Annotated in this window: 4 protein-coding genes and 1 pseudogene; all 5 read right to left on the reverse strand. The window is 73.2% G+C overall.

What is annotated here, in order from left to right:
* Positions 1-40: 40 nt before the first annotated feature.
* The 5 genes and pseudogenes from ACFV9T_RS03860 to ACFV9T_RS03880 all read right to left on the reverse strand — a co-directional run bounded on the left by ACFV9T_RS03860 (position 41) and on the right by ACFV9T_RS03880 (position 21415).
* Positions 41-7813 carry a type I polyketide synthase gene (locus ACFV9T_RS03860; protein ID WP_385436478.1) on the reverse strand — a complete coding sequence of 2591 codons (7773 nt, stop codon included), beginning with the start codon at positions 7811-7813 and terminating at the stop codon, positions 41-43.
* Positions 7814-7872: 59 nt separating this feature from the next.
* On the reverse strand, positions 7873-9108 hold the full coding sequence (gene ccrA / locus ACFV9T_RS03865) for a crotonyl-CoA carboxylase/reductase (RefSeq protein WP_385436479.1): 1236 nt from the start codon (positions 9106-9108) through the stop codon (positions 7873-7875).
* A gap of 36 nt (positions 9109-9144) precedes the next feature.
* A complete protein-coding gene (locus tag ACFV9T_RS03870) occupies positions 9145-10368 on the reverse strand; it encodes a glycosyltransferase (protein WP_385436480.1) in 1224 nt (407 codons plus the stop codon).
* Positions 10369-10373: 5 nt separating this feature from the next.
* Positions 10374-15413, reverse strand: a pseudogene (locus tag ACFV9T_RS03875) (type I polyketide synthase); the annotation flags it as partial.
* A 146-nt stretch (positions 15414-15559) separates the two neighbouring features.
* On the reverse strand, positions 15560-21415 hold the full coding sequence (locus tag ACFV9T_RS03880; RefSeq protein ID WP_385436481.1) for an SDR family NAD(P)-dependent oxidoreductase: 5856 nt from the start codon (positions 21413-21415) through the stop codon (positions 15560-15562).
* Positions 21416-21746: the final 331 nt, after the last annotated feature.

Raw genomic sequence — 21746 nt, forward strand, 5'->3', positions numbered from 1 at the left:
GCGGATTCCGGCAAGGGCAGGGTTCGGGTGAGCGTGCTCATCAGGTGAGCCAGTAGGAAGAGCGCTGGAAGGCGTAGTGCGGCAAGGGCACGCTGTGTGCGCCTGAATCCGCGTATACCGACTGCCAGTCCGGCGTCGCGCCCGCCGCGTACGCGTGGGCCAGGGCCGTCCATACGGTGGAAGGGGCTGCGGCTCCGGCCGGCGGGAGGGTGAGGGTGGTGGCGTCGGCCGCTGGTTGGGGTGGTGCGGCGGGCCTGCGCGGGGTTGTGCCGGGGGCGGCCAAAAGCGCTGCCGCCTCCGGCAGCGGGAGGTCTCCTCGCAGGTGGGCGGCGGCGAGGTCGCCGAGGCCCTCTCCGGTGACGGTGTCGGGGGTGATGCCCCACTCCGTGAACAGCCGTCCGAGCGCCACCGCGGTGGTGAAGTGGGCGCACCGGGTGACCGTTTCCGTCTCGGCGACACCGTCCGGATGCGGCCCGGAGCGCAGGGCTTCGCGCAGGGCGCGGCCGTCGAGCAGGGGTGTCATCGGGGCGGCGGCCTTGTCCCATGCCTCGGCGTAGCGGGGCATGGTGTCGTACAAGTCGAGGAGGTCTCCCGGCGACCTCTCCCGCCCGTAGGTGCCGTCGGTGCTGTCTGATGTCAGGTCGGGGACGTGCAGGGTGAGCGCGTTCGGCGTGCCGCTGCCCGTGATGACGCCTGGGGCGGCCGAGCCCTGGGCCAGCGCGTCGAGACGGTCGAGCAGCTCGGTACGGTCGGCGGCCAGGATCACCGCCCGCGTGTCCAACTGCGCGCGGGTGGTAGCGAGCGAGAAGGCCAGGTCGGCGAGGTGTTCGCCGGCCGGCGCCCGCGCCACCCGGGTACGCAGCCGCTCCGCCTGGGCACGCAGGGCCGCGTCGGAGCGTGCCGAGAGGACGAACGGCAGGAGCCCGTCGAACGCGGCGCCGACGGTAGTCCTCTCCGTCGTCCCTTCGCCCCTCTCCGGCGTCTCCTCGCCCCTCTCCGGCGGCCGCGACGGCCCGTCCGAGGCAGGCGGTTCCTCCAGGATCAAGTGCACCTTGGTGCCGATCACGCCGATCGAGGACACACCCGCACGGCGCGGTCTCGTGGAGCGTGGCCACGGGCGTGCCCGCGTGAGCAGCCGTACGCCGCCGTTGCCCCAGTCCACCCGGGATGTCGGCCGGTCCGCGTGGAGCGTGCGGGGCAGCAGGCCGTGCCGCAGGGCCAGCACCGTCTTGATGACACCCGCGATACCCGAAGCCGCGTGCGGGTGGCCGATGTTGGACTTGACGCTGCCGAGCCACACCGGCCGGTCGTCCGGCCGTCCTGCGCCGTAGACCGCCTGCAGCGCACCGGCCTCGATCGCGTCGCCGAGCGATGTTCCGGTGCCGTGGGCCTCCACCGCGTCGACATCGCCGGGCGCCAGCCCGGCGTCGGCCAGTGCGTGGCGGATCAGGCGTTCCTGCGAGGGGCCGTTGGGTGCGTGCAGGCCGTTGCTCGCGCCGTCGTTGTTCTGCGCGGAGCCGCGCACCACGGCCAGTACCTCATGGCCGTGGCGGCGTGCGTCGGAGAGGCGTTCCACGACGACCAGGCCGCCGCCCTCGCCCCAGCCGGTGCCGTCCGCTTCCTCGGCGAAGGCACGGCACCGGCCGTCCGGCGCCGCTCCGGCACCTTCCGGCAGCACAAACGGCTTGGCCAGCACGGTCACCCCGCCCGCCAGCGCCACCCGGCACTCCCCGTCGCGTACCGCCTGGCAGGCCAGATGGAGCGCCACCGCCGACGAGGAACATCCGGTGTCCGTGGTGAACGCCGGTCCTTCCAGGCCCAGTGCGTACGCGATCCTCCCCGAGGTGAACAGCGCGCCGATGCTGGAACCCAGATGGGGCCCGCTGCTCTCCGGCACCGCCGAGTCAGCGGTGACGTACGGCTGGTGGAAGGCCCCCATATAGACGCCCACGCGCCGGCCGCGCAGCGAGTCCGGGGCGATCCGGGCGTCCTCCAGCGCTTCCCAGGCGAGTTCCAGGAGGATCCGCTGCTGCGGGTCCATCACCAGGGCCTCTTCCGGGGTGATGCCGAAGAGTTCGGCGTCGAAGGCGGACGCCTCCCGCAGGAAGCCGCCCTCGCGCAGGACGCGGAGCCCCGGTATCCGGGCCGCCTCAGCCTCGAGATCCGAGGCGTCCCAGCCCCGGTCCGCGGGCAGCGGGCCGATCGATTCGGTGCCGTCGGCGAGCAGTCGCCAGAGCCGTTCCGGGCTGTCCGCGCCGGGAAGCCGGCAGCTCATGCCCACGATGACGACGGGGTCGTCCTCGTCTGCGGCGGCATCTGGCCGGGCGGGCTCCACGGCTTTCCGCTCCGCGGCCTGGTCGCCGAAGAGTTCGGTGACCAGGCGGGCGCTCAGTGCCGATGGTGTCGGATGGTCGAAGACCAGGGTCGGGGGCAGCCGCAGACCGGTGGCCTGGTTGAGACGGTTGCGCAGTTCGACGGCGGTGAGCGAATCGAACCCCAGATCCTTGAAGGCCCCGTGCGGAGCCAGGCTGCCGGGGTCGTCGTGCCGCAGTACCGCGCAGGCGGTGCGGCGTACCAGGTCGAGGAGCCTGCGGTGGCGCTGCGCCCTGGGCAGCCGGGCCAGCCGGCGCACGAACTGCTCGCTGTCGCCCCCGCCTTCGGAGCCCGCGGCCCGGCCCACGGCCGACGGGGCGAGTCCGCGAAGCAGCGCGGATACGGTGCCCGGCGTGTGCTCGGTCCTGAGGCTTTCGAGGTCCAGGTGAACGGGGACCAGGAGCGCATTGTCCGCAGCGCCCGGGCCGGACGCCGCGGACAGACAGGCGTCGAACAGCGTCAGCGCCTCCTCGGTCCGCAGCGGCAGGGCTCCGGCGCGCACCATGCGAGCCAGGTCCGTGTGGCTGAACCCCTCCCGCATCCCGCTCGCTTCGGCCCACAGTCCCCAGGCCAGGGAGAGTCCGGCACGTCCGGTCGCCCGCCGCCGCGCGGCGAGAGCATCGAGGAACGCGTTGGCGGCGGCGTAGTTGGCCTGCCCCGGGTTGCCGAAGAGTCCGGCGCCGCCGGAGAAGACGACGAACGCGTCCAGGTCGAGGCCGACGGTCAGCTCATGGAGGTTCAGCGCGCCGCGCACCTTGGGACGCAGGACACGCTCCAGCCGCTCCTGTGTGAGCGACTCCAGGACCCCGTCGTCCAGGACACCCGCCGCGTGCACCACTCCGGTCAGCGGATGCGCGGCGGGAATCGAGCCGAGGAGGCGCCGCAGCTGGTCCCGGTCGACGACATCGCACGCGGCCACGGTTGCCTCGGCCCCCAGGCCGTTCAGCTCCGCGACCAGTCCGGCCGCGCCCGGTGCGGCGGCGCCGCGGCGTCCGGTGAGGACGAGACGGCGGATGCCGTGGTGGGTGACCAGATGCCGGGCCACCAGGCGCCCCAGGGTTCCGGTACCGCCGGTGATCAGCACCGTACCCGCCGGATCGAGCGGCCCCTCTGCGCCGGACGACGGGCGCAGTCCGGCGCGCACGAGACGGGGCACGTACACGCCGTTGCCGCGCACGGCGACCTGGGGTTCGCCGGAGGCGAGTGCGGACCACAGTGTCCCGGTGACGTTCCGCGAAGGCTCATCGCCGAGATCCAGCAGGCGTACGCGGCCGGGGTGTTCCGACTGCGCCGAGCGCAGCATCCCCCACAGCGCACCACCCGCCAGGTCGGGCACCGTGTCCTGGCCGGGCCGCGCCGCCACGGCGCCGTGGGTGACGAGGACGAGGGTGCTGTCGGCGAGGCGGGAGTCCGCCAGCCAGCCCTGGAGCAGCGCGAGCGCGGATGCGGCCGCGGTCGAGGTCGCGTGCGCGTCGTCGGGCTTCTCCTGGAGCGGTGGCCTCGTCAGCGTGGTGAGCACCAGCTCGGGTACGGGCTCTCCGCCGTCCAGCGCGCCGGTGAGAGCCGCCAGGTCGGGCAGGGCACGAGCGCCGAGGGCGGTCAGCTCGTCCAAGCCTTCGCCGAGGACTCCCCAACTGCCGGGCCTGGACGCCTCGTCGTACGGCAGCGGTGTCCAGCCGACCCGGAAGAGCGAGTCGCGGCGGACGGACCTGGTGGTGGTGTGCTCCGGCGCCCCGGCGGCCGCGGTCCGCACCGAGCGGGCGGTGAGGACCGGCTGCCCCAGAGCGTCGTCGGCGCGCAGCGAGAACTCCGTGTCCGGTCCGGTGCGCTTCAGGGTGAGGTGCAGGCGTACGGACGTGGCGTGGGATCCGTGCAGGGTGACGTCCCGCCAGTGGCCTGCGTCGGCGACGGCGGGCAGCGGATCTGAACCGCCGTCCGCGGACGAGACGGCGGAGACCGCCTGCAGGGCCGCGTCCAGGAGCGCCGGGTGCAGTCCGAAGCCTTCGGCCCCAGCGGCGTCCGGGGTACGGGCCTCGCCACTCACCTCGGCCTCGGCGAAGAGCTCGGTGCGGCCGTCCGTCGTCCGCCGCCAGAGCGCCCGCAGCGTACGGGCCGCCGGTCCGTACGAGACGTGCGGGGCGTCGCCGACTTCGGGTGCTTCGGGGGCGGCGTCGGGCACCGGCACATCCAGGGGTTCGGCGTCGCCCGGTGGCCAGTCCTCGCTCGTCTGCGGTTCGGCGCCGGCGGCCGGGGCGAGGACGCCGTGGGCGTGGGCCGTCCACTCGGTGGTGTCGGTGGCGCCACCATCCGGGCCCGGCTGCGGCTCCCGCTGCGGACGCGCGTATACGGTGAACCGCCGCAGGCCGTCCGTGTCCGGCGGGCCGACGGTGAGCTGCAGCCGTACGCCTCCCAGGGGGACCGGTAGCGGTGAGGTGACGATGAGTTCCGCGATCCGGCCGCAGCCCACCTTGTGGGCGGCGGCGAGGGCGAGCTCGGCGAAGAGCGCGGCCGGAGCGGTCGCGCGGCCGCCCACCTTCCTGTCGCCGAGCCAGGGTTCGGCCTCAGGACGTCCGTGGAGTACGCCGGTGAAGGTGGTGCGTTCCTCGTCGGCCGCCGCGAAGACGGCGCCGAGTACCGGGTGTGCGGCCGTCTCCAGTCCCAGTGCGGAGGGTTCGGCGCTCCGCCGGGCCCGGCCCAGCCAGAAGCGCTGCCGGTGGAAGGCGTACGTCGGCAGCTCCACCTCCCGTACGCCGAGACCGCCGTAGACCGTGTCCCAGGCGGGTCTGACGCCGGCGATCCACGCCTCACCGAGTGAGGTGAGCAGCCGGTCGAGGCCTCCGTCCCCGCGGCGCAGCGAGCCGATGACCGCCGCGGGCCGGCCCGCGAACTCGGCCGTCTCCAGGGTCGCGGGGCCGAGCACCGGATGCACGCTGGTCTCGATGAACACCGCGTGCCCCTGGCCGAGCGCCGCGTCCACGGCCTGGTGGTACAGGACCGGTTCGCGCAACACGGAGTACCAGAACTCGGCGTCGAGCGTCGTGCCGGCGTCGATCAGGCCTCCGGCCCTGGCCGAGTAGAACGGCAGGGAGCAGCGGCCGGGCCGCAGCACCCGCAGCTCGGCGAGGAGTTCGTCGCGCACCTGCTCGATCTGGGCCGAGTGCCCGGCGACATCGGTCTTGAGCTGTCTGGCCCGCAGCCCTTCCGCCTGGCACACGGCGAAGAACTCCTCGGCCGCCTCGCGCTCGCCCGAGACCACCGTGGTGCCCGGCCCGTTGACCACGGCGACGGACATCCGTCCTGCCCAGTCCGCGATGCGCCGCTCCGCCTCCGGCCGTGGCAGGTCCACCGACACCATGCCGCCCTGTCCCGTCAGGCGGCGGTGCAGCAGTCTGGCGCGTACCGTCACCACACGCGCGGCGTCCTTTAGGGACAGCGCACCGGCGATATGGGCCGCCGCTGCCTCGCCCTGGGAGTGGCCGAGAACGGCTGCCGGTGCGATCCCGTAGGACTGCCACAGCCGGGCCAGGGCCACCATGACGGCGAAGAGCGCCGGCTGCACCACGTCGATCCGGTCCAGTGGCGGGGCGTCGGGCGCACCCCTGAGCACTTCGAGCAGACGCCAGTCCACCAGCGCGTCGACCGCCTCGGCGCAAGCGTCGAGATGGCCGGCGAACAGCGGTGACGCGTCGTACAGTTCGGTCGCCATGCCCAGCCACTGTGCGCCCTGTCCGGGGAAGACGAAGACCGGACGGCTGTCGTCGCGCAGCACTGAGCCCTCGGTCACACCGGGTGCGGGCCGCCCTTCGGCCAGCGCGCGCAGGCCGTCGAGGAACCCCGCGCGGTTCCCGGCGACGAGGACAGCGCGCCGGGGCAGAGCGGCGCGCGTGGTCGCCAGCGAATGGCCGACGTCGGCCAGGCCCAGTCCGGGCCGTGCCTCGACATGCGCGAGGAGCCGCCGTGCCTGCCGACGCAGCGCGGTCTCGCCGTGCGCCGCGAGGGTCCACGGCAGCGCGGCCGGCAGGGTGTCAGCGCCCTTGGCAGGGGCGGCGACCGGGTCGCCCTCGGCGAGGATCACATGGGCGTTGGTACCGCTGATGCCGAACGCGGAGACGGCGGCCCGCCGTTCGCCCGCGCCCGGTTTTCGCCAGGGACGTTCCTCGGTCAGCAGCCGTACGTTCCCCGCGTCCCAGTCGATATGCGGTGAGGGCTCGTCCACGTGCAGGGTCCGCGGCAGGATCCGGTGCCGCATGGCCATCACCGCCTTGATCACGCCCGCGAGTCCGGCCGCCATCTGGCTGTGCCCGATATTGGACTTCACCGAGCCCAGCCACAGGGGCGCGTCGTCCGGGCGCCGCTGTGCGCCGTAGACGGCCTGCAGGGCCCGTACCTCCATCGGATCGCCCAGCTGGGTCCCGGTGCCGTGCGCCTCAAGGAGGTCGACCTCGCCGGGCGCGACACGGGCGTCGGCCAGCGCCGCCTCGATCACCTCGCGCTGTGCCTGTGCGCTCGGTGCGGTCAGGCCGTTGCTGGCACCGTCCTGGTTCACCGCGAGGCCACGGATCACCGCGAGTACCGGGCGCCCCTCGCGCCGGGCGTCGGAGAGCCGCTGCACGGCGAGCATCCCCGCTCCTTCGGCGAGGCCGAGGCCGTCCGCTCCCTTGGCGAACGCCTTGCACCGGCCGTCCGGCGCGAGCGCGCCGAGGTGCCGGAAGGACGCCAGGCCCATCGGGGACGGCAGCACCATCGCGCCTCCCACCAGGGCGAGGGAGCAATCGCCGCGCCGCAGCGAGGTGACGGCGGTGTGCAGCGCCACCAGCGCCGATGAGCAGGCCGTGTCCAGGGTGAGGGCGGGACCGCGCAGGCCGAGGGTGTAGGCGATCCGGCCGGAAGCGACGCTGGTGACCCCACCGGTGATCAGATACTGCGCCAGCTCCGCCGGGATGTCGGTGGCGGCGTTTAGATAGTGGGAGTTGGCCGCGCCGATGAACACTCCCGTACGGCTGCCGCGCAGCGAGAGCGGGTCCCTTCCCGAGCGCTCCAGCGCCTCCCAGGCGATCTCCAGGAGAATCCGCTGCTGGGGGTCCATGGCCACCGCCTCGCGTGGCGGAATACCGAAGGGCGCGGGGTCGAACTCGGGGGCGTCCGGCAGGAATCCGCCCCGGCTCACCGCGCTCTTGGCGGGGTCGTCCGGGTCGTAGTAGTCGTCCCGGCGCCAGCCCCTGTTCTCCGGGAACTCGTCGATGGCATCCGTACCGGAACGCACCAACTGCCACAGCGCTTCAGGTGAGTTGGCGCCGCCGGGATAGCGGCAGGCCATACCGGTGATCGCCACCGGTTCCGAAGCGGCGGCCCGCAGATCCGCCAGCCGCTGTTCGAGGCCGCTGTTCTCCAGCAGTGCCGCGCGCAGGGCCTCGACGAGTTGCTCGGGAGACGTGTTCACACTGGGTCCTTTTCCGGTGAGCACCGCGTGCCGCCGTACCGCGTGACGCGGCCGGAGGGTTAACGGAGTTCCGTGGCGGGGGCGTTGACGAGGACGGCGCCGTTCCCGGCCGGGTGGAGGTTGTCGTGCATCAGCTGATGCGCCTCGCCGATCTCCTCGAACGGCACGGCACGGGAGAGACAGGGGTCGAGCTGCCCCTGTGCGGCGAGGTTGGTCACGGCCCGGTACTGCCGGGTGTTGGCTCCGTGCGAGCCCTGCAGCCGCTTCTGCCGCATCCACAGGTACCGCAGGTCGATGTCGGCGTGGTACCCGCTGGTGGCTCCGCAGGTCACCACCATGCCGTCGTTGGCGCAGAGATAGAGCGAGGTGGACATGGTGTCCTGGCCCGGGTGCTCGAGGACCAGCCGTGGTGGCCTTCGCTCGCCGAGGACCTCCCAGAACTTCCGGCCGAACGCCTTGGCGCCGGCCTGCCAGGCGCGGAACGCCGCCGGGTCGTTGAGATCGGCGACCCGGCCCCAGTGGTCGAACTCTTGGCGGTTGATGACACCGTGGGCGCCCAGCTTGAGGCAGTGGTCGGCCTTGGCGGGATCGGAGACGACCGCGATGGGAATGCCGCCGCGCAGCCGGGTGATCTGGATCGCCATCGATCCCAGGCCGCCCGATCCGCCCCAGATGAGCACCGGATCACCGGGGTTGACGGTGTGCGGGGGCCAGCCGCAGAGCTGGCGGTAGACGGTGGCCGCGGTCAGCTGGAAGGCGGCGGCCTCGGCCCAGGACAGCCTGCCGGGCTTGGGGTGCAGCTGGAAGTCCTCCACCACGGTGAACTGCGCGAAGGTGCCGTAGTTGGTCTCGTAACCCATCGCCAGCGCGCTGTCCGATGTCATCGGATCGGCTCCGAGCCGGATGTCCTCGGCCCGCTCGTCCCACAGCGTCGCAGCGAGCACCACCTCGTCGCCCGGTGCGACGCGGGTGACATCCTCGCCGACCGCCCAGACGATCCCGGCGCCCTCGGAGCCCCCGATATGGAAGTCCTCCGTCTGGCCGCAGGCGTTGCGGGCCGCGATGACGTCGACGGGGTTGCCGCGTGCGGCGAAGACGCTGTTGTAGTTGAGTCCGGCGGCCATCACCAGGACCAGGACCTGGGAGCGGCCGGGACGGGGCGTGGGCAGGATCTCCTGCCGGAACGCCTCGCGCGGCTGACCGTAACGCTCTCTGCGGATCACCGCGGCGTGCATCAGCGGGGGCACCTCGCCCAGCGGCGGGGTCTCTCCGAGCGGGCAGACCTCGTCAGACACGTATTCCTCCGGTGTGTTCTTCGGCTTCCTCGGTCGTCATCGCTGAAGTTCCTTCACCCGGGCCACCACGGCCCCCGCACCGTCCTCTCCCGCGATACGCCGGGCGACCTCACGGGCCCGCCCGGCGTAGTGCTCCTCGGTGGTCAGCCGCCTGACCCGGTCCGCCAGTTGCCCCGGATTCAGGTCCTGGAGCGGCAGGTGGCCGGGGCCCACCCCGAGCCGGGCCGCCCTGCGTGCCCAGAAGAACTGGTCGAGCATGCTCGGCACGGCCATCGACGGGACGCCGGCGCGCAGCGCGGCGGCGGTGGTGCCCGCTCCCGCGTGGTGCACCGCCGCACGGGTCCTGGGCAGCAGCCAGGAGTGGGATACCTGCGTCACCGAGTACACCTCGTCGTCCCTGAACGACGCGTCGCTCCAGCCCGCCTGCACCACGGCCCGCAGGCCGTTGCGCCGCACCGCGGCGTCCAGCACCGCCCTCAGATCCACGTCCACGGAGCCCACCTCGGCGGGGCCGAAGTCCAGGAACACGGGCGGCGGTCCGGCGTCGAGGAAGTCCCGCAGCTCCTGCCGGGGCTGCCACATCCCTGGTTCGGCCGGCCACCAGTAGCCGACGACTTCCAGCTCGTCGCGCCAGTGCGCGGGACGCGGCAGCACGGTGGGGCTGAAGCCGTGCAGGACGGGCCAGCGGCGCGCGGCCTGCTCGCGATGGATGGCGGCGGGTGTCCTGAGTTCTGGCAGCCGGTGGGAGCGCCGCAGGTCGTTGACCGCGCCGAGGACCGGTCTGAGCAGCAAGGCGCGGACCGTACGGGTCAGGGTGCGGTTGACGAGCGGGCCGAGGCTGCGTCCCCGCGCGAACATGACCTGGAACTCCCCGGTGGGTTCGACCGCGTTGAGGTGCAGCCCCATGCTGGGGATGCCCAGACATTCCGCCACGTGGTACGCCACCGGCATCATGTGCGAGGCAAGCAGCAGGTCCGCGTCGCGCGCGCTCTCCATCGCCGTTTCCAGGAGCACGGGCGCATGGGCACGCATCCGCTGGGCGTAGACGCGGGCGCTGCCCAGCGTGGAGTCGTCCGCCTGCGCGGAGACCGGGAGGTCGGGCAGCACCCGGAAGCCGAGCCCGCATCCCTCGACCAGTGCGCGGTGCTGCTCGTGGGTGGCGATGGTGACCGTATGTCCGTCCTCGGCCAGGCGGACGCCGACTCCGGTGAGCGGAGCCACGTCTCCTGTGGTGCCGAAGGTGACGACAGTGATACGCATCGCGGTCAGCCCTTCCTGCCGTCGAGCGCGAGACGGATCAAAGAGGCGGGGTCCATCGAGGTGATGTCCGCACCGCGGTCGTCGGCGCCGGAGGTGGGCGGCCCGTCGGTCGGGTCCTGTGCGGCACCGGCCGGGTGGAGCTCGCCGATCAGATGGCCGGCGAGCTCGGTGATGGTGGGGTGCTCGTAGATCAGGGTGGCCGGCAGGTCGAGTCCGGTCAGGTCCCGCAGCCGGTTCCGCAGATTCACGGCGGCCATCGAGTCGAAGCCGAGGTCGGTGAAGGAACGGTCGTCCTCGATCGCTGCCGGATCGCCGTGGCCGAGCACATCGGCCACCTCCGTACGGAGGTCGGTACGGGCCGCCGCCGTCCGTTCGGCGGCCGGCAGTCGGGCCAGCCGGTCGGCGAGCACGGGCCGCACCGAGGTGGCCGGTGGCTCCGTGGCGGCGGCCGCCTCGTGGGCCGTGGCGAGCGGGGCGAGCAGCGGACTGGACCGCAGGGCGGTGAAGCCCGGCAGAAAGGTCGCCCAGTCCACGTCGGCGAGCACGGGGCAGGTCTCCCCGCCGCCGAGGGCGTGGGCCAGCGCGGTGACGGCGAGTCCGGGGTCGAGACGGGGCAGACCCAGCTGGCGCATGAACGCCGCGGCGTCCTTGTCGCTCGCCATGCCGATCTCGCCCCAGGGGCCCCACGCGACCGAGGTGGCCGGCTTTCCCTCGGCGCGCCGGCGTTGCGCCAGCCCGTCCAGGTAGGCGTTTCCGGCCGCGTAAGCGGCTTGCTTGCCACCGCCCCAGACGGCCGAGACCGAGGAGAACAACGCGAACACCTCCAGCTCGGAGGTGCCGGTGGCCTCGGTGCCGTCGAGAAGCTCGTCGAGGTACGCGGCGCCGAGGACCTTCCCGGAGACAATCCGCGCGTACTCGTCGAGGCCGGTGGCGGTGAGGCCGCCGAACTGGCCCGTACCGGCGGCGTGCAGCACGGCGGTCAGTGGCTCTGAGGTGCCGGTGGCCTCCGCCACCGCCGCCGCCACCGCGTCCCTGTCGGTCATGTCGCAGCTGAGAACGGTGGTCTTGGCGCCGAGCGCGGAGAGGTCCGCCTCCAGTTCGGCGGCGCCGGGGGCGTGCGGTCCGCGGCGGCTGGTGAGCACAAGGCGCGCGGCGCCGTTCCCGGCCGCCCAGCGGGCCACGGCGGCGCCGATGCCGCCGGTACCTCCGGTGATCAGTACGGTGCCGTGGGGGCGCCAGGCCACGAGCTCCGGGCCGCCGTCCCGTTCGTCTTCTCCCGCGTACCGGTTCAGCCTGCGGGTGAGGATCCGGCCGGAGCGGAGGGCGAGTTGGTCCTCGTCGTCGTCTCGGGACAGGTTCGCGGCCAGCTGCCGTACGTCGGCGGCAGCGGGGTGTTCCGGCAGGTCCACGAGACCGCCCCAGATGCCGGGCTGCTCCAGCGCCACGGCGCGGCCGAGACCCCACACCTGGGTCTGCCGGGGATGGGGAAGCGGTTCGCCGTCGGTGCTGACCGCGCCGCCGGTCACGGCCCACAGCCGGGCCGGGCGCCGCGCCTGGGTGAGGGCCCGCACCAGGGTGAGGGTGGCGGCCATGCCGGCGGTCACCGCCGCGTGCCGCAAATGCGGACGCTCGTCGAGGGCCAGCAGTGAGACCACACCGGCCAGTTCGCCGTGTCCGCCCGCCGGCGGGGAGGCGCTGGTCTCCGCACCCGTCGTGAGGGCGTCGAGCCGTCGGGCGAGGTGCGCGGCGCCCGTGCCGTCCGTGTGGTCGGGGTCGGTCACCGTGCCGTCGAGTTCCCAGCGCACCACCGTTGTGTGTCCGTCCGGGCCGGTGAGGGCATCGGTCAACTCGTCGGCCAGGGCGCGGAAGTGTGGGTCGGTGAGCGGTGGCGCCACCAGCAGCCAGGTACCGGTGCCGGCACTCGTTCCAGCGGGCGGGGCGGCCTGCTCCCAGGTGATCCGATAGCGCCAGTCATCGGTCAGCTCCCGCTCACGCCGGCGTCGGCGCCAGGCGGCGAGCGCGGGCAGCGTTTCGGCGAGCGGCCGGGCGTCCGCGCCGGTGATACGCGCGAGTTCCGCGGCGTCGCCGCGCTCCACCGCGTCCCAGAACGCGGTGTCCGTCCTGTCCGGTGCCCGCGTGCCCGCGGCCGGTGCGGCCTCCTGTCCGCGCAGCACGTCGGCCCAGTAGCGCTTGTGCTGGAAGGCGTAGGTGGGCAGTTCGACAGGCTGTGCTCCCGTACCGGCGAACACCGCCGACCACTCCAGGGGTGTGCCGTTGGTGTACAGGGCGCTCAACGCCCGCATCAGCGCCTTGGGTTCGTCCTGGCCCTTGCGCAGGGCCGGTATCACCGTGCGGTTGGCGGAGGCCGCTGCGCCCGGCAGGTCCGTCAGGCACTCCTCGACCGCCGCGCTGAGCTCCGCCCCGGGACCCAGCTCCACGAAGCACCGCACGCCCTGCGCGGCGAGGAACGTCACGCCGTCGTGGAACCGTACGGCCTCCCGGACATGGCGCACCCAGTACTCGGGGGCGCAGACCTCGTCCGCGGTGACCGTACGGCCGGTCAGGTTGGACAGCAGCGGAATCCTCGGCGGCGCCCAGCTCATCCCGCGTGCCACGGTCAGGAAGGACTCCAGCATCGGCTCCATCAGCGCGGAGTGGAAGGCGTGGCTGACGGTCAGGCGCTTCGTCCTGCGGCCGAGCGCGGCGAAGCGCGCCACCGCCTCGTCCACGGCTTCCTCCGCACCCGAAAGCACCAGGGAAGTGGGCCCGTTCACCGCGGCGACGGACAGCGGGGCCGAGGCGGCGGCCAGTACCGACGCGGCCTCCTCCTCGGTGGCCTGCACGGCGGCCATCGCTCCGCCGGGGGGCAGGTCCTGCATCAGACGCCCGCGGGCCGCGACCAGGCGACAGGCGTCGCCGAGCGAGAGCACGCCCGCCACATGGGCGGCGGTGATCTCTCCGATGGAGTGGCCGCCGACGAAGTCCGTCCGCAGGCCCCAGGACTCCATCAGCCGGAACAGCGCCGTCTCCAGCGCGAACAGCGCCGCCTGGGCGTACTCGGTCCGGTGCAGGTGCCCGGCGCCGGGACCGGACGGCCCGCTCCCGGCAGCCACCACCCGGCGCAGCGGCCGGTCCAGGTGGCGGTCGAGTTCGCGGCATACGGCGGCGTAGTGCTCGGCGAACGCGGGGAAGGCGGCCGCGAGTTCCTCGCCCATCCCGGCGCGCTGTGCGCCCTGTCCGCTGAACAGTACGGCGAGTCGGTCGTCGGGCGGCCCGGCGGCGGCGCGCAGCACGCCGGGCGGCCGCTCGGCCCCTTCGGCGAGCTGCGCCAGTGTGCGCAGCGCGTCCGCGCGGGTGGACGGGACGAATGCGGCGCGGTGGCGCAGCGGGCTGCGGGTGGTGGCGAGGGCGTAGCCGATGTCGAGCGGCCCGGGGGCCTCCGGTGCGTCCCGCTCGACCGTGGAGAGGTGGTCGTGCAACCGCTCGGCCTGGGCGCGGAGTCCGGCGGCGGTCGCCGAGGAAAGCAGCCATGGTCTCGGCGCTGGAGCCGCGGACGATGCCGGAGCCGCGGACAGTGCCGGAGCCGCGGACGGTTCCGCCGGCCTTTCGGCGGCGACGGCGTCCTTGGAGCTTTCGCCGCTCCCGAAATTCTCGCCGCTGTTGGACCTCTCGCCGCTCCTGGACTTCTCGGCGTCACCGCCGTCCGCCGGTGCCGGCGGCTCTTCCAGAATCACGTGGGCGTTGGTGCCGCTGATGCCGAAGGCCGAGACACCGGCCCGGCGCGGACGGTCGCCGGACGGCCAGGGCCGGGCTTCGGTCAGCAGTTCCACGGGTCCGGAAGCCCAGTCCACGGCAGGGTTCGGCTCGTCCATGTGGAGCGTTTTCGGCAGCACTCCGTGCCGCATGCCCAGCACCATCTTGATCAGCCCGAGCGCGCCGGCCGCGGCCGTGGTGTGACCGATGTTGGACTTCAGGGATCCCAGCTGGAGCTTGGGCAGAGCGGGAGCGCGGTCCGCGAACGCCGCCATGAGGGCCCGGCCCTCGATGGGGTCGCCGAGCGCGGTCGCCGTGCCGTGCGCCTCGATGGCGTCGATGTCGTCGCTGCGGAGCCCCGCCTCGGCCAGCGCCGCAGCGATGACGCGTTCCTGCGCCGGTCCGCTGGGCGCGGTCAGTCCGCTGCTCGCGCCGTCCTGGTTCACGGCCGAACCCCTGATCACCGCGAGGATCCGACGGCCTTTGCGCCGCGCATCGGAGAGCGGTTCGACCAGCAGAAGTCCCACGCCCTCGGCCCAGTTGGTGCCGTCGGCCGCCTTGGCGAAGGGCTTGCACCGGCCGTCCCCGGCGAGCCCCCGCTGCCTGCTGAACTCGACATACGCCTCCGCGAGCGCCATCACCGCCACCCCGCCGACGATCGCCGCCGAGCAGTCGCCGTTGCGCAACGCCTGGCCGGCCAGATGCAGCGCCACCAAGGAGGAGGAGCAGGCGGTGTCCACCGTCACGGCCGGGCCCTGCAGTCCGAGCGTGTAGGCGACGCGGCCGGAGATCACGCTGGTGACGCTGCCGGTGATGCCATAGCCCTCGAGATGGCTGCCGACCGTCTCGTAACCCGTGTTCGTCGCACCGATGAACACGCCCGTGTCACTGCCTTTGAGGGACATCGGCGCGATGCCGGCGCGTTCGAGCAGTTCCCAGGACGTCTCGAGCACCTGCCGGTGCTGGGGGCACATCGCCTCCGCCTCGCGGGGGCCGATGCCGAAGAGGTCCGCGTCGAAGTGCCCGGCGTCGTCCAGGAATCCGGCCTCCTGGACATACGTGGTGCCCGGGTGGTCCGGGTCGGGATGGAAGAGCGAGTCCAGGTCCCAGTTGCGGTCACGCGGAAAGGGCACGACCGCGTCCCGCTCGGAGACCAGCAGCTCCCAGAGTCCCTCGGGAGAGGTGACACCACCGGGGGTGCGGCAGGCGATGCCGGTGATCGCCAGCGGTTCCCGGTGGCGCGCCTCGACGCTCCGCAGGCGCTGCCGGGTCTCTCGCAGCTCGTGCGCCGCGCGCTTGAGATAGCTGCGCAGCTGTACTTCCGTTGCGGCCATGGGGCTCGCTGCCTTCCTGAAACACCGGGACGGTCTGGAAAACACCGGTACGGCGAGGGCGCCGACCGGATCCGGCAGTGCTGTGTCGACGGGGGGCGCAGCGCTCAGCCGGCGCCGTTCCCTGATTCGGCGTCGAGGAACGCGAAGAGCTCCTCGTCGCTTGCGGAGTCCAGGTCCGCCGTGGCCGCCGCGGGGTTCTCGCCCTCGACGTGCCGCTGTGGCGCGTCGTCGGCGAGTCTCCCCAGGAGGGCCCGCAGCCGCTTGGCCGTCAGGGCTCGTTCCGCATCGTCCGCGCAGAGGCCGGCGACCGCTCGTTCCAGGGCGCCGAGGTGGTCCCGTACGGTGCTCTCCGCCCGGTCCTGCGGGGCCAGGGAGCGCAGGAGGAAGCCGGCGAGCGCCGCCACCGTGGGGTGTTCGAAGGTGACGGTGACCGGCAGCCGCACACCGGTGGCGGCGCCGAGCCGGTTGCGGAGCTCGATCGCGGTCAGGGAGTCGAGGCCCTGGTCGGTGAAGCCCCGTTCGGGGTCCACCGCGTCCGGCGAGGCATGGCCCAGTACAGCGGCGGCATGACTGCGCACCAGGTCTCGCAGGATCCAGTCGTGCTCCGCCGCCGGAGCCTGGGCGAGCCGCTGGGCCAGCGCAGTCGAGCTGTCCGGCGTGGTCGCTCCGGCGCCGGCCGCGCCCTGGGCGGCCGAGCGGGACGGGGCGCGCACCAGGCCGCGCAGCAGCGGCGGCAGGGCGCCGGACTCCGCCCGCTCCCGCAGCCGGCGGGCGTCCAGACGCAGTGGGGCGAGGACGACGTTCTCGGGCAGGGCGGCGTGGGCCAGGGCCTCGTCGAAGAGCCGCAGCCCGTCCTCGGCGGTGAACGGGTGGATCGACAGGCGGGCCAGACGTTTGCGGTCGGCGGAGTCCAACTGCCCCGTCATACCGCTGCCGTCCGCCCAGAGACCCCAGGCCAGCGAGAGCGCAGGGAGCCCGGCGGCGCGGCGCCACTGGGCCAGCGCGTCCAGGAAGGTGTTGGCGGCCGCGTAGTTGGCCTGCCCCGGACTGCCGCAAAGACCGGCCATCGAGGAGAACAGGACGAACTGGGAAGGGTCGTGATGTGCCGTCAGCTCGTGCAGGAGCAGGGCCGCATCAGCCTTCGGGCGCATGACGCGGGCCACGCGCTCGGGGGTGAGCGAGCCGAGGGTGCCGTCGTCCAGGACGCCGGCGGCGTGCACCACGGCGGTGAGCGGGTGTGCGGCGGGTATGCCGCCGAGCAGCGCGGTGAGGGCTGCCCGGTCGGAGGTGTCGCAGGCGGCGACGGAGACCTCGGCGCCCGACCCGGTGAGTTCGGCGACGAGTTGCTCCGCACCGTCGGCGGCCGGGCCGCGGCGGCTGGTGAGCAGCAGTCTGCGGACCCCGTGCTCGGTGACGAGATGACGGGCGATCAGCGCGCCGACCGTTCCGGTGCCGCCGGTGATCAGGGTGGTGCCGTCGGCCGGCCAGGGCCGGGGCCGGTCGGGCGGTGGCTCGGTGATCCGGGCCAGCCGTGGGACGAGCGGCTGTCCCGCACGCAGGGCGAGCTGCGGCTCGGCGGCGGCCGACGCGGTGTGCACGGCGCGGGCGAGCCCCTGGGCGGACTTCTCCGACGCGTCGAGGTCGACGAGCAGCAGCCGTCCGGGGTGCTCGGACTGTGCCGAGCGCACCAGACCGCTGATCGCCGCCGCGCTCGGTGAGACGGTCTCGCCGGGGCTGCCCGGCTCCGGTACGGCGCCGTGGGTCACCACCACGAGACGGGTGTCGGCCACCGCGTCTTCGGCCAGCCAGTCCCGCAGTACGGCCAGCATCCGCTGGGTCCCCTCCAGGGCCGCCGCGGCAAGATCCGCTGCCGGAAGCCGGGAGGTGGGGTGACCGGCGGGCGCGGAGCCGGTGGGCGCGGAGCCGGAGGCCGAAGACCCGGACGACAAGGAACCGGAGGACGAGAAACCGGAGGCCCAAAGTCCGTCCGACCCGCCGGACACGTCGTCGGACACGACATGCAGCACAACCGCCCCAGGCGGCGCAGCCCCGCCGCGGACGGCGGCCAACAGTGCGCTCACCTCCCCCGGAGACGTCAGATCGACCCAGTTCGCCTCGTCCGGCGCGGCCGTCCCTTCCGGAGCCGGTGAAGGCAGCGGAACCCACTGCGTGCGGAAGACCCCGGTCCCCTCTCGCCGCGCCCTCCGCACGGTCCCGGCGAGCAGCTCGGCGGGCATCGCACGCACTGCCAGGGACTCGACCGATGCGACGGGCGCGCCCGTCGCATCGGCCAGGGCCAGGGACAGCGAGCCCGTCCCGGCCGGGGTGATCCTGACGCGCACCGCGGTGGCCCCGGTGGCGTGCACGCTGAGGCCGCTCCAGCTGAACGGCAGCAGCGGTTCGCGGATCTCTCCGTCGGCGTCCGGCAGCCAGGGCTGCAGCGCCGCGTCAAGGAGCGCCGGGTGGACCACGAAGCGGGCGGCCTGGTCCTCATGGCCGTCCGGCAGGCAGACCTCGGCATAGACGTCCGTACCGTCCCGCCAGAGGGCGCATACGCCCTGGAAGAGCGGCCCGTAGTGGTAACCGGCGTCCGCGAGGCGGGAGTAGAAGAAGTCCACCGGTACGGGCTCGGCGCCCGGCGGAGGCCAGGACTCCGGTTGCCACAGCGGTGTTCCCGGCGCGGCGGCGAGCGCGCCCGACGCGTGCCGCGTCCACGGCTCGTCCGGCACCGCACCGTCGGCGCGGGACCAGACAGTCACTGCCCGAAGGCCCTGCGCATCCGCCCCGCCGACCCGTACCTGGATCCGTACGCCGCCCTCCTCGGGGAGGATCAGCGGGCGCTCCACGGTGAGTTCGTCGAGCCGCCGGCAGCCCAGTTCGTCGCCGGCGCGGATCGCCAGCTCCGCGAAGGCCGTTCCCGGGAACAGCACCGACTCGCCCACGGCGTGGTCGGCGAGCCAGGGGTGCGTGGTCCCCGACAGATATCCGCTGAGCAGCACGCCGTCGTCCGCCGCCAGCGGTGACGACGTGGTCAGCAGGGGATGGTCGACGCCGTCGAGTCCGGCGGTGGCCAGTTCGGGGGCCGCCGTCCGGCCGCTGAGCCAGTAGCGCTGCCGCTGAAAGGCGTAGGTGGGCAGGAGAGCCGGGTCCATCCGCTCGCCTTCGGGGGGACACAACCGTGCCCAGTCCACCGGGACGCCGCGGGTGAACGCCTCGGCAAGCGAGGTGAGAAAGCGCCGGGTGCCGCCCTCGTGCCGGCGCAGCGACCCCAGCACCGCCCCCGCCTCGACGCCCGCGGCCTCGAGGACGGATTCCGCGCCCGCCGCGAGGACCGGGTGCGGGCTGCACTCGATCAGGGTGGTGTGGCCGTCGGCCGCCAGCGCGCCGAGCGCTTCGTCGAAGCGCACGGTCTGCCGGAGGTTGGTGTACCAGTACTCCGCGTCCAGGGCAGCGGTGTCCAGGAAGCCGCCGGTGACCGTGGAGCAGAACGGTATGGAGCTTGTGCGCGGCCGCAGCCCGTCCAGAACCTGCGGCAGCCGCTCGCGGAGCACCGCCACACTCGCGGAGTGCGAGGCGTAGTCCACAGGGATGCGCTTGGCCTGGACCCCGTCCCGCTCGCAGTCGGCGAGGAACTCCTCCACCGCGTCCAGCGGTCCCGCCACCACCGTGGCCGCGGGGCCGTTGACGGCGGCCGGTGAGAGGTCGTCGGCCCAGGGTGCGATCCGTTCACGTACCGCGTCGGCGGGCAGCGGCACCGACACCATGCCGCCCGCTCCGGCGAGTTCGTCGAGGACCAGTTTGCTGCGGAGCACCACGACCTTCGCCGCGTCGTCGAGCGTCAGGGCGCCGCTGACACAGGCGGCCGCGATCTCGCCCTGAGAGTGGCCGACCACCGCCGACGGGGTCACTCCGCAGGCCCGCCACAGACCCGCGAGCGCGGTCATCACCACGAAGAGCAGGGGCTGCACCACGTCGACCCGGTCCATGGACGGCGCCTGCGGCTCCTCGCGCAGCACGGCCAGGACGGACCAGTCGGTGTGCACCTCCACGGCCCCTGCGGCCTTGTCGAACTCGGCGGCGAACGCGGGCGACTCGCCGTACAGCCGCAGTGCCATGCCGGCCCACTGCGAGCCCTGCCCCGGGAAGACGAAGACCGGGTCCGGAGCCACGGGCGGTGCGGTGCCCCGGACGATCGCCGGGTGGCTCTCGCCGCTCGCCAGCGACCTCAGCAGATCAGCCTCTTGTGACGGCTCGGCCAGCACTACGGCCCGGCTCGCCAGTTCAGCCCGGCCCCGGGCGAACGCCGCGGCGACGGTGGCCGCCGGCCATGCGCTCAGGTCCGCCCCGTCCCCGCCACCGGTCAGCGCGTCCGCCAGCCGGCCGGCCTGTCCGCGCAGCGCCGCGTCGCTGTGCCCGCTGATCACCAGAGGGCGGGGCGCCGCGGTCAGGATCGGACGGCCGGCGGTCTGTTCCGGCTCCCGCCGGATCCGGTTGTCGTACGTCCCGTTGTCGGATGTCCCGTTGCCGTACGCCCCGTTGCCATACCTCCCGACCGGTTCAGGAGCCTGCTCGAGGATCACATGGGCGTTGGTGCCGCTGATTCCGAACGAGGAGACGCCGGCCCGGCGCGGCCGACCCGTCTGCGGCCACTTGGTGCGCTCCGTCAGTACCGAGACCTGCCCCGCCGCCCAGTCGGCCTTGCCGGACACGGCGTCCACGTGCAGCGTCTTGGGCAGGACCCCGTGGCGCAGCGCCATCACCATCTTGATCACGCTGGTGGCTCCGGCGGCGGCCTGGGTGTGCCCCGTGTTGGACTTCACCGAGCCGAGCAACAGGGGCCGGTCTGCCGGACGTTGCCCTCCGTGGACGGCGATCAGCGCCTGTGCCTCGGTCGGGTCGCCCAGCGGGGTGCCGGTGCCATGGCCGTCCATGGCGTCCACGTCCTCGGGCCGCAGGCCCGCGTCGGCGAGCGCCGCGCGCAGGACCCGCTCCTGGGCAGAAGCGCTGGGCGCGGTCAGTCCGTTGCTCGCCCCGTCCTGATTGAGCGCCGAGCCGCGCACCAGCGCCAGGACCGGGTGGCCGAGCCGCCGGGCGTCAAAGAGCCGTTCGAGGACGAGCATGCTCGCGCCCTCGGCGAGGCCGAAGCCGTCGGCGCCGTCCGAGTACGCCTTGCAGCGTCCGTCCGCCGCGAGCGCCCGCATCCGGCTGAACAGGACCAGATAGCCGGGCTCCGGCATCACGGTGGCGCCGCCGGCGAGCGCGAGCGAGCACTCGCCGCGGCGCAGCGCGGTGACGGCCAGATGCAGCGCGGTCAGCGAGGAGGAGCACGCGGTGTCCACGGTGATCGCCGGGCCTTCCAGGCCCAACGCGTAGGAGATGCGGCCCGACGCCACGCTGGGAGTCGTGCCGGTGAGCAGTTGCGCCTCGAGGCCGCCGGGGGCCTCGGCGGTTGTGGGCCCGTACTGCTGGTAGATCAGTCCCGCGTAGACACCGGTACGGCTGCCGCGCAGGGAGTCGGGGGCGATGCCGGCCCGCTCCAGCGCTTCCCAGGAGACTTCGAGGAGCAGTCGCTGCTGTGGATCCACCGCCCGGGCCTCGCGTGGACTGATTCCGAAGAGCGCCGGGTCGAACTGGTCGGCGTCGTGGAGGAATCCGCCCTCGCGCTGATAGAAGGTGCCGGTCTTCGCGGCGTCGGGATCGAGGAGTCGCCCGGTGTCCCAGCCCCGCCCCGTGGGCAAGTCGCCGACGAGATCATCGCCGTCGAGCAGGGACCGCCATAATTCCTCCGGAGACTCAATTCCGCCAGGCAACCGGCAGGCCGCCGCGACAATTGCGATGGGGTCGTCGGCCTGAATTTCCGCTCTATCGGCAGCATTCGCCGCAGAAAGCGTGACCCCGGCAGGTAAGTTCTCGTCATCCCGCAAAACGCGATCCCCCGCGTGATGTAATGCGCTGACCATTATGTCCGGAAGGAAAGTCGCGACAGCACGGAATACGGATTGCCCAATAGGGCGCACAAGCGCGTCGCTTCCCTCTGGCAATGCTTGATCCAGAGTCGAACACTAGGCCAGCTCTAGAACAAGAGTCAACCTCCCCTGGACGGCCGCGAGTTCCGCGAAATCCCCGGCAAGGGCGGCCCGAATGCATGAGTTGGCGCGAAATGCATGGGTCGCACCAGGGTTCACCGGAGGACAAATGCCGCCCTTCCGGTCAGGCTTGGGGAGTTATTGCAGGTGAGCGATTCGGGCTCGCCTCAAACGCCGGAGGGGATGAATCTTGTCATGCGTCCAA

This window comes from Streptomyces sp. NPDC059850, from assembly GCF_042731515.1.
Taxonomy (GTDB): Bacteria; Actinomycetota; Actinomycetes; order Streptomycetales; family Streptomycetaceae; genus Streptomyces.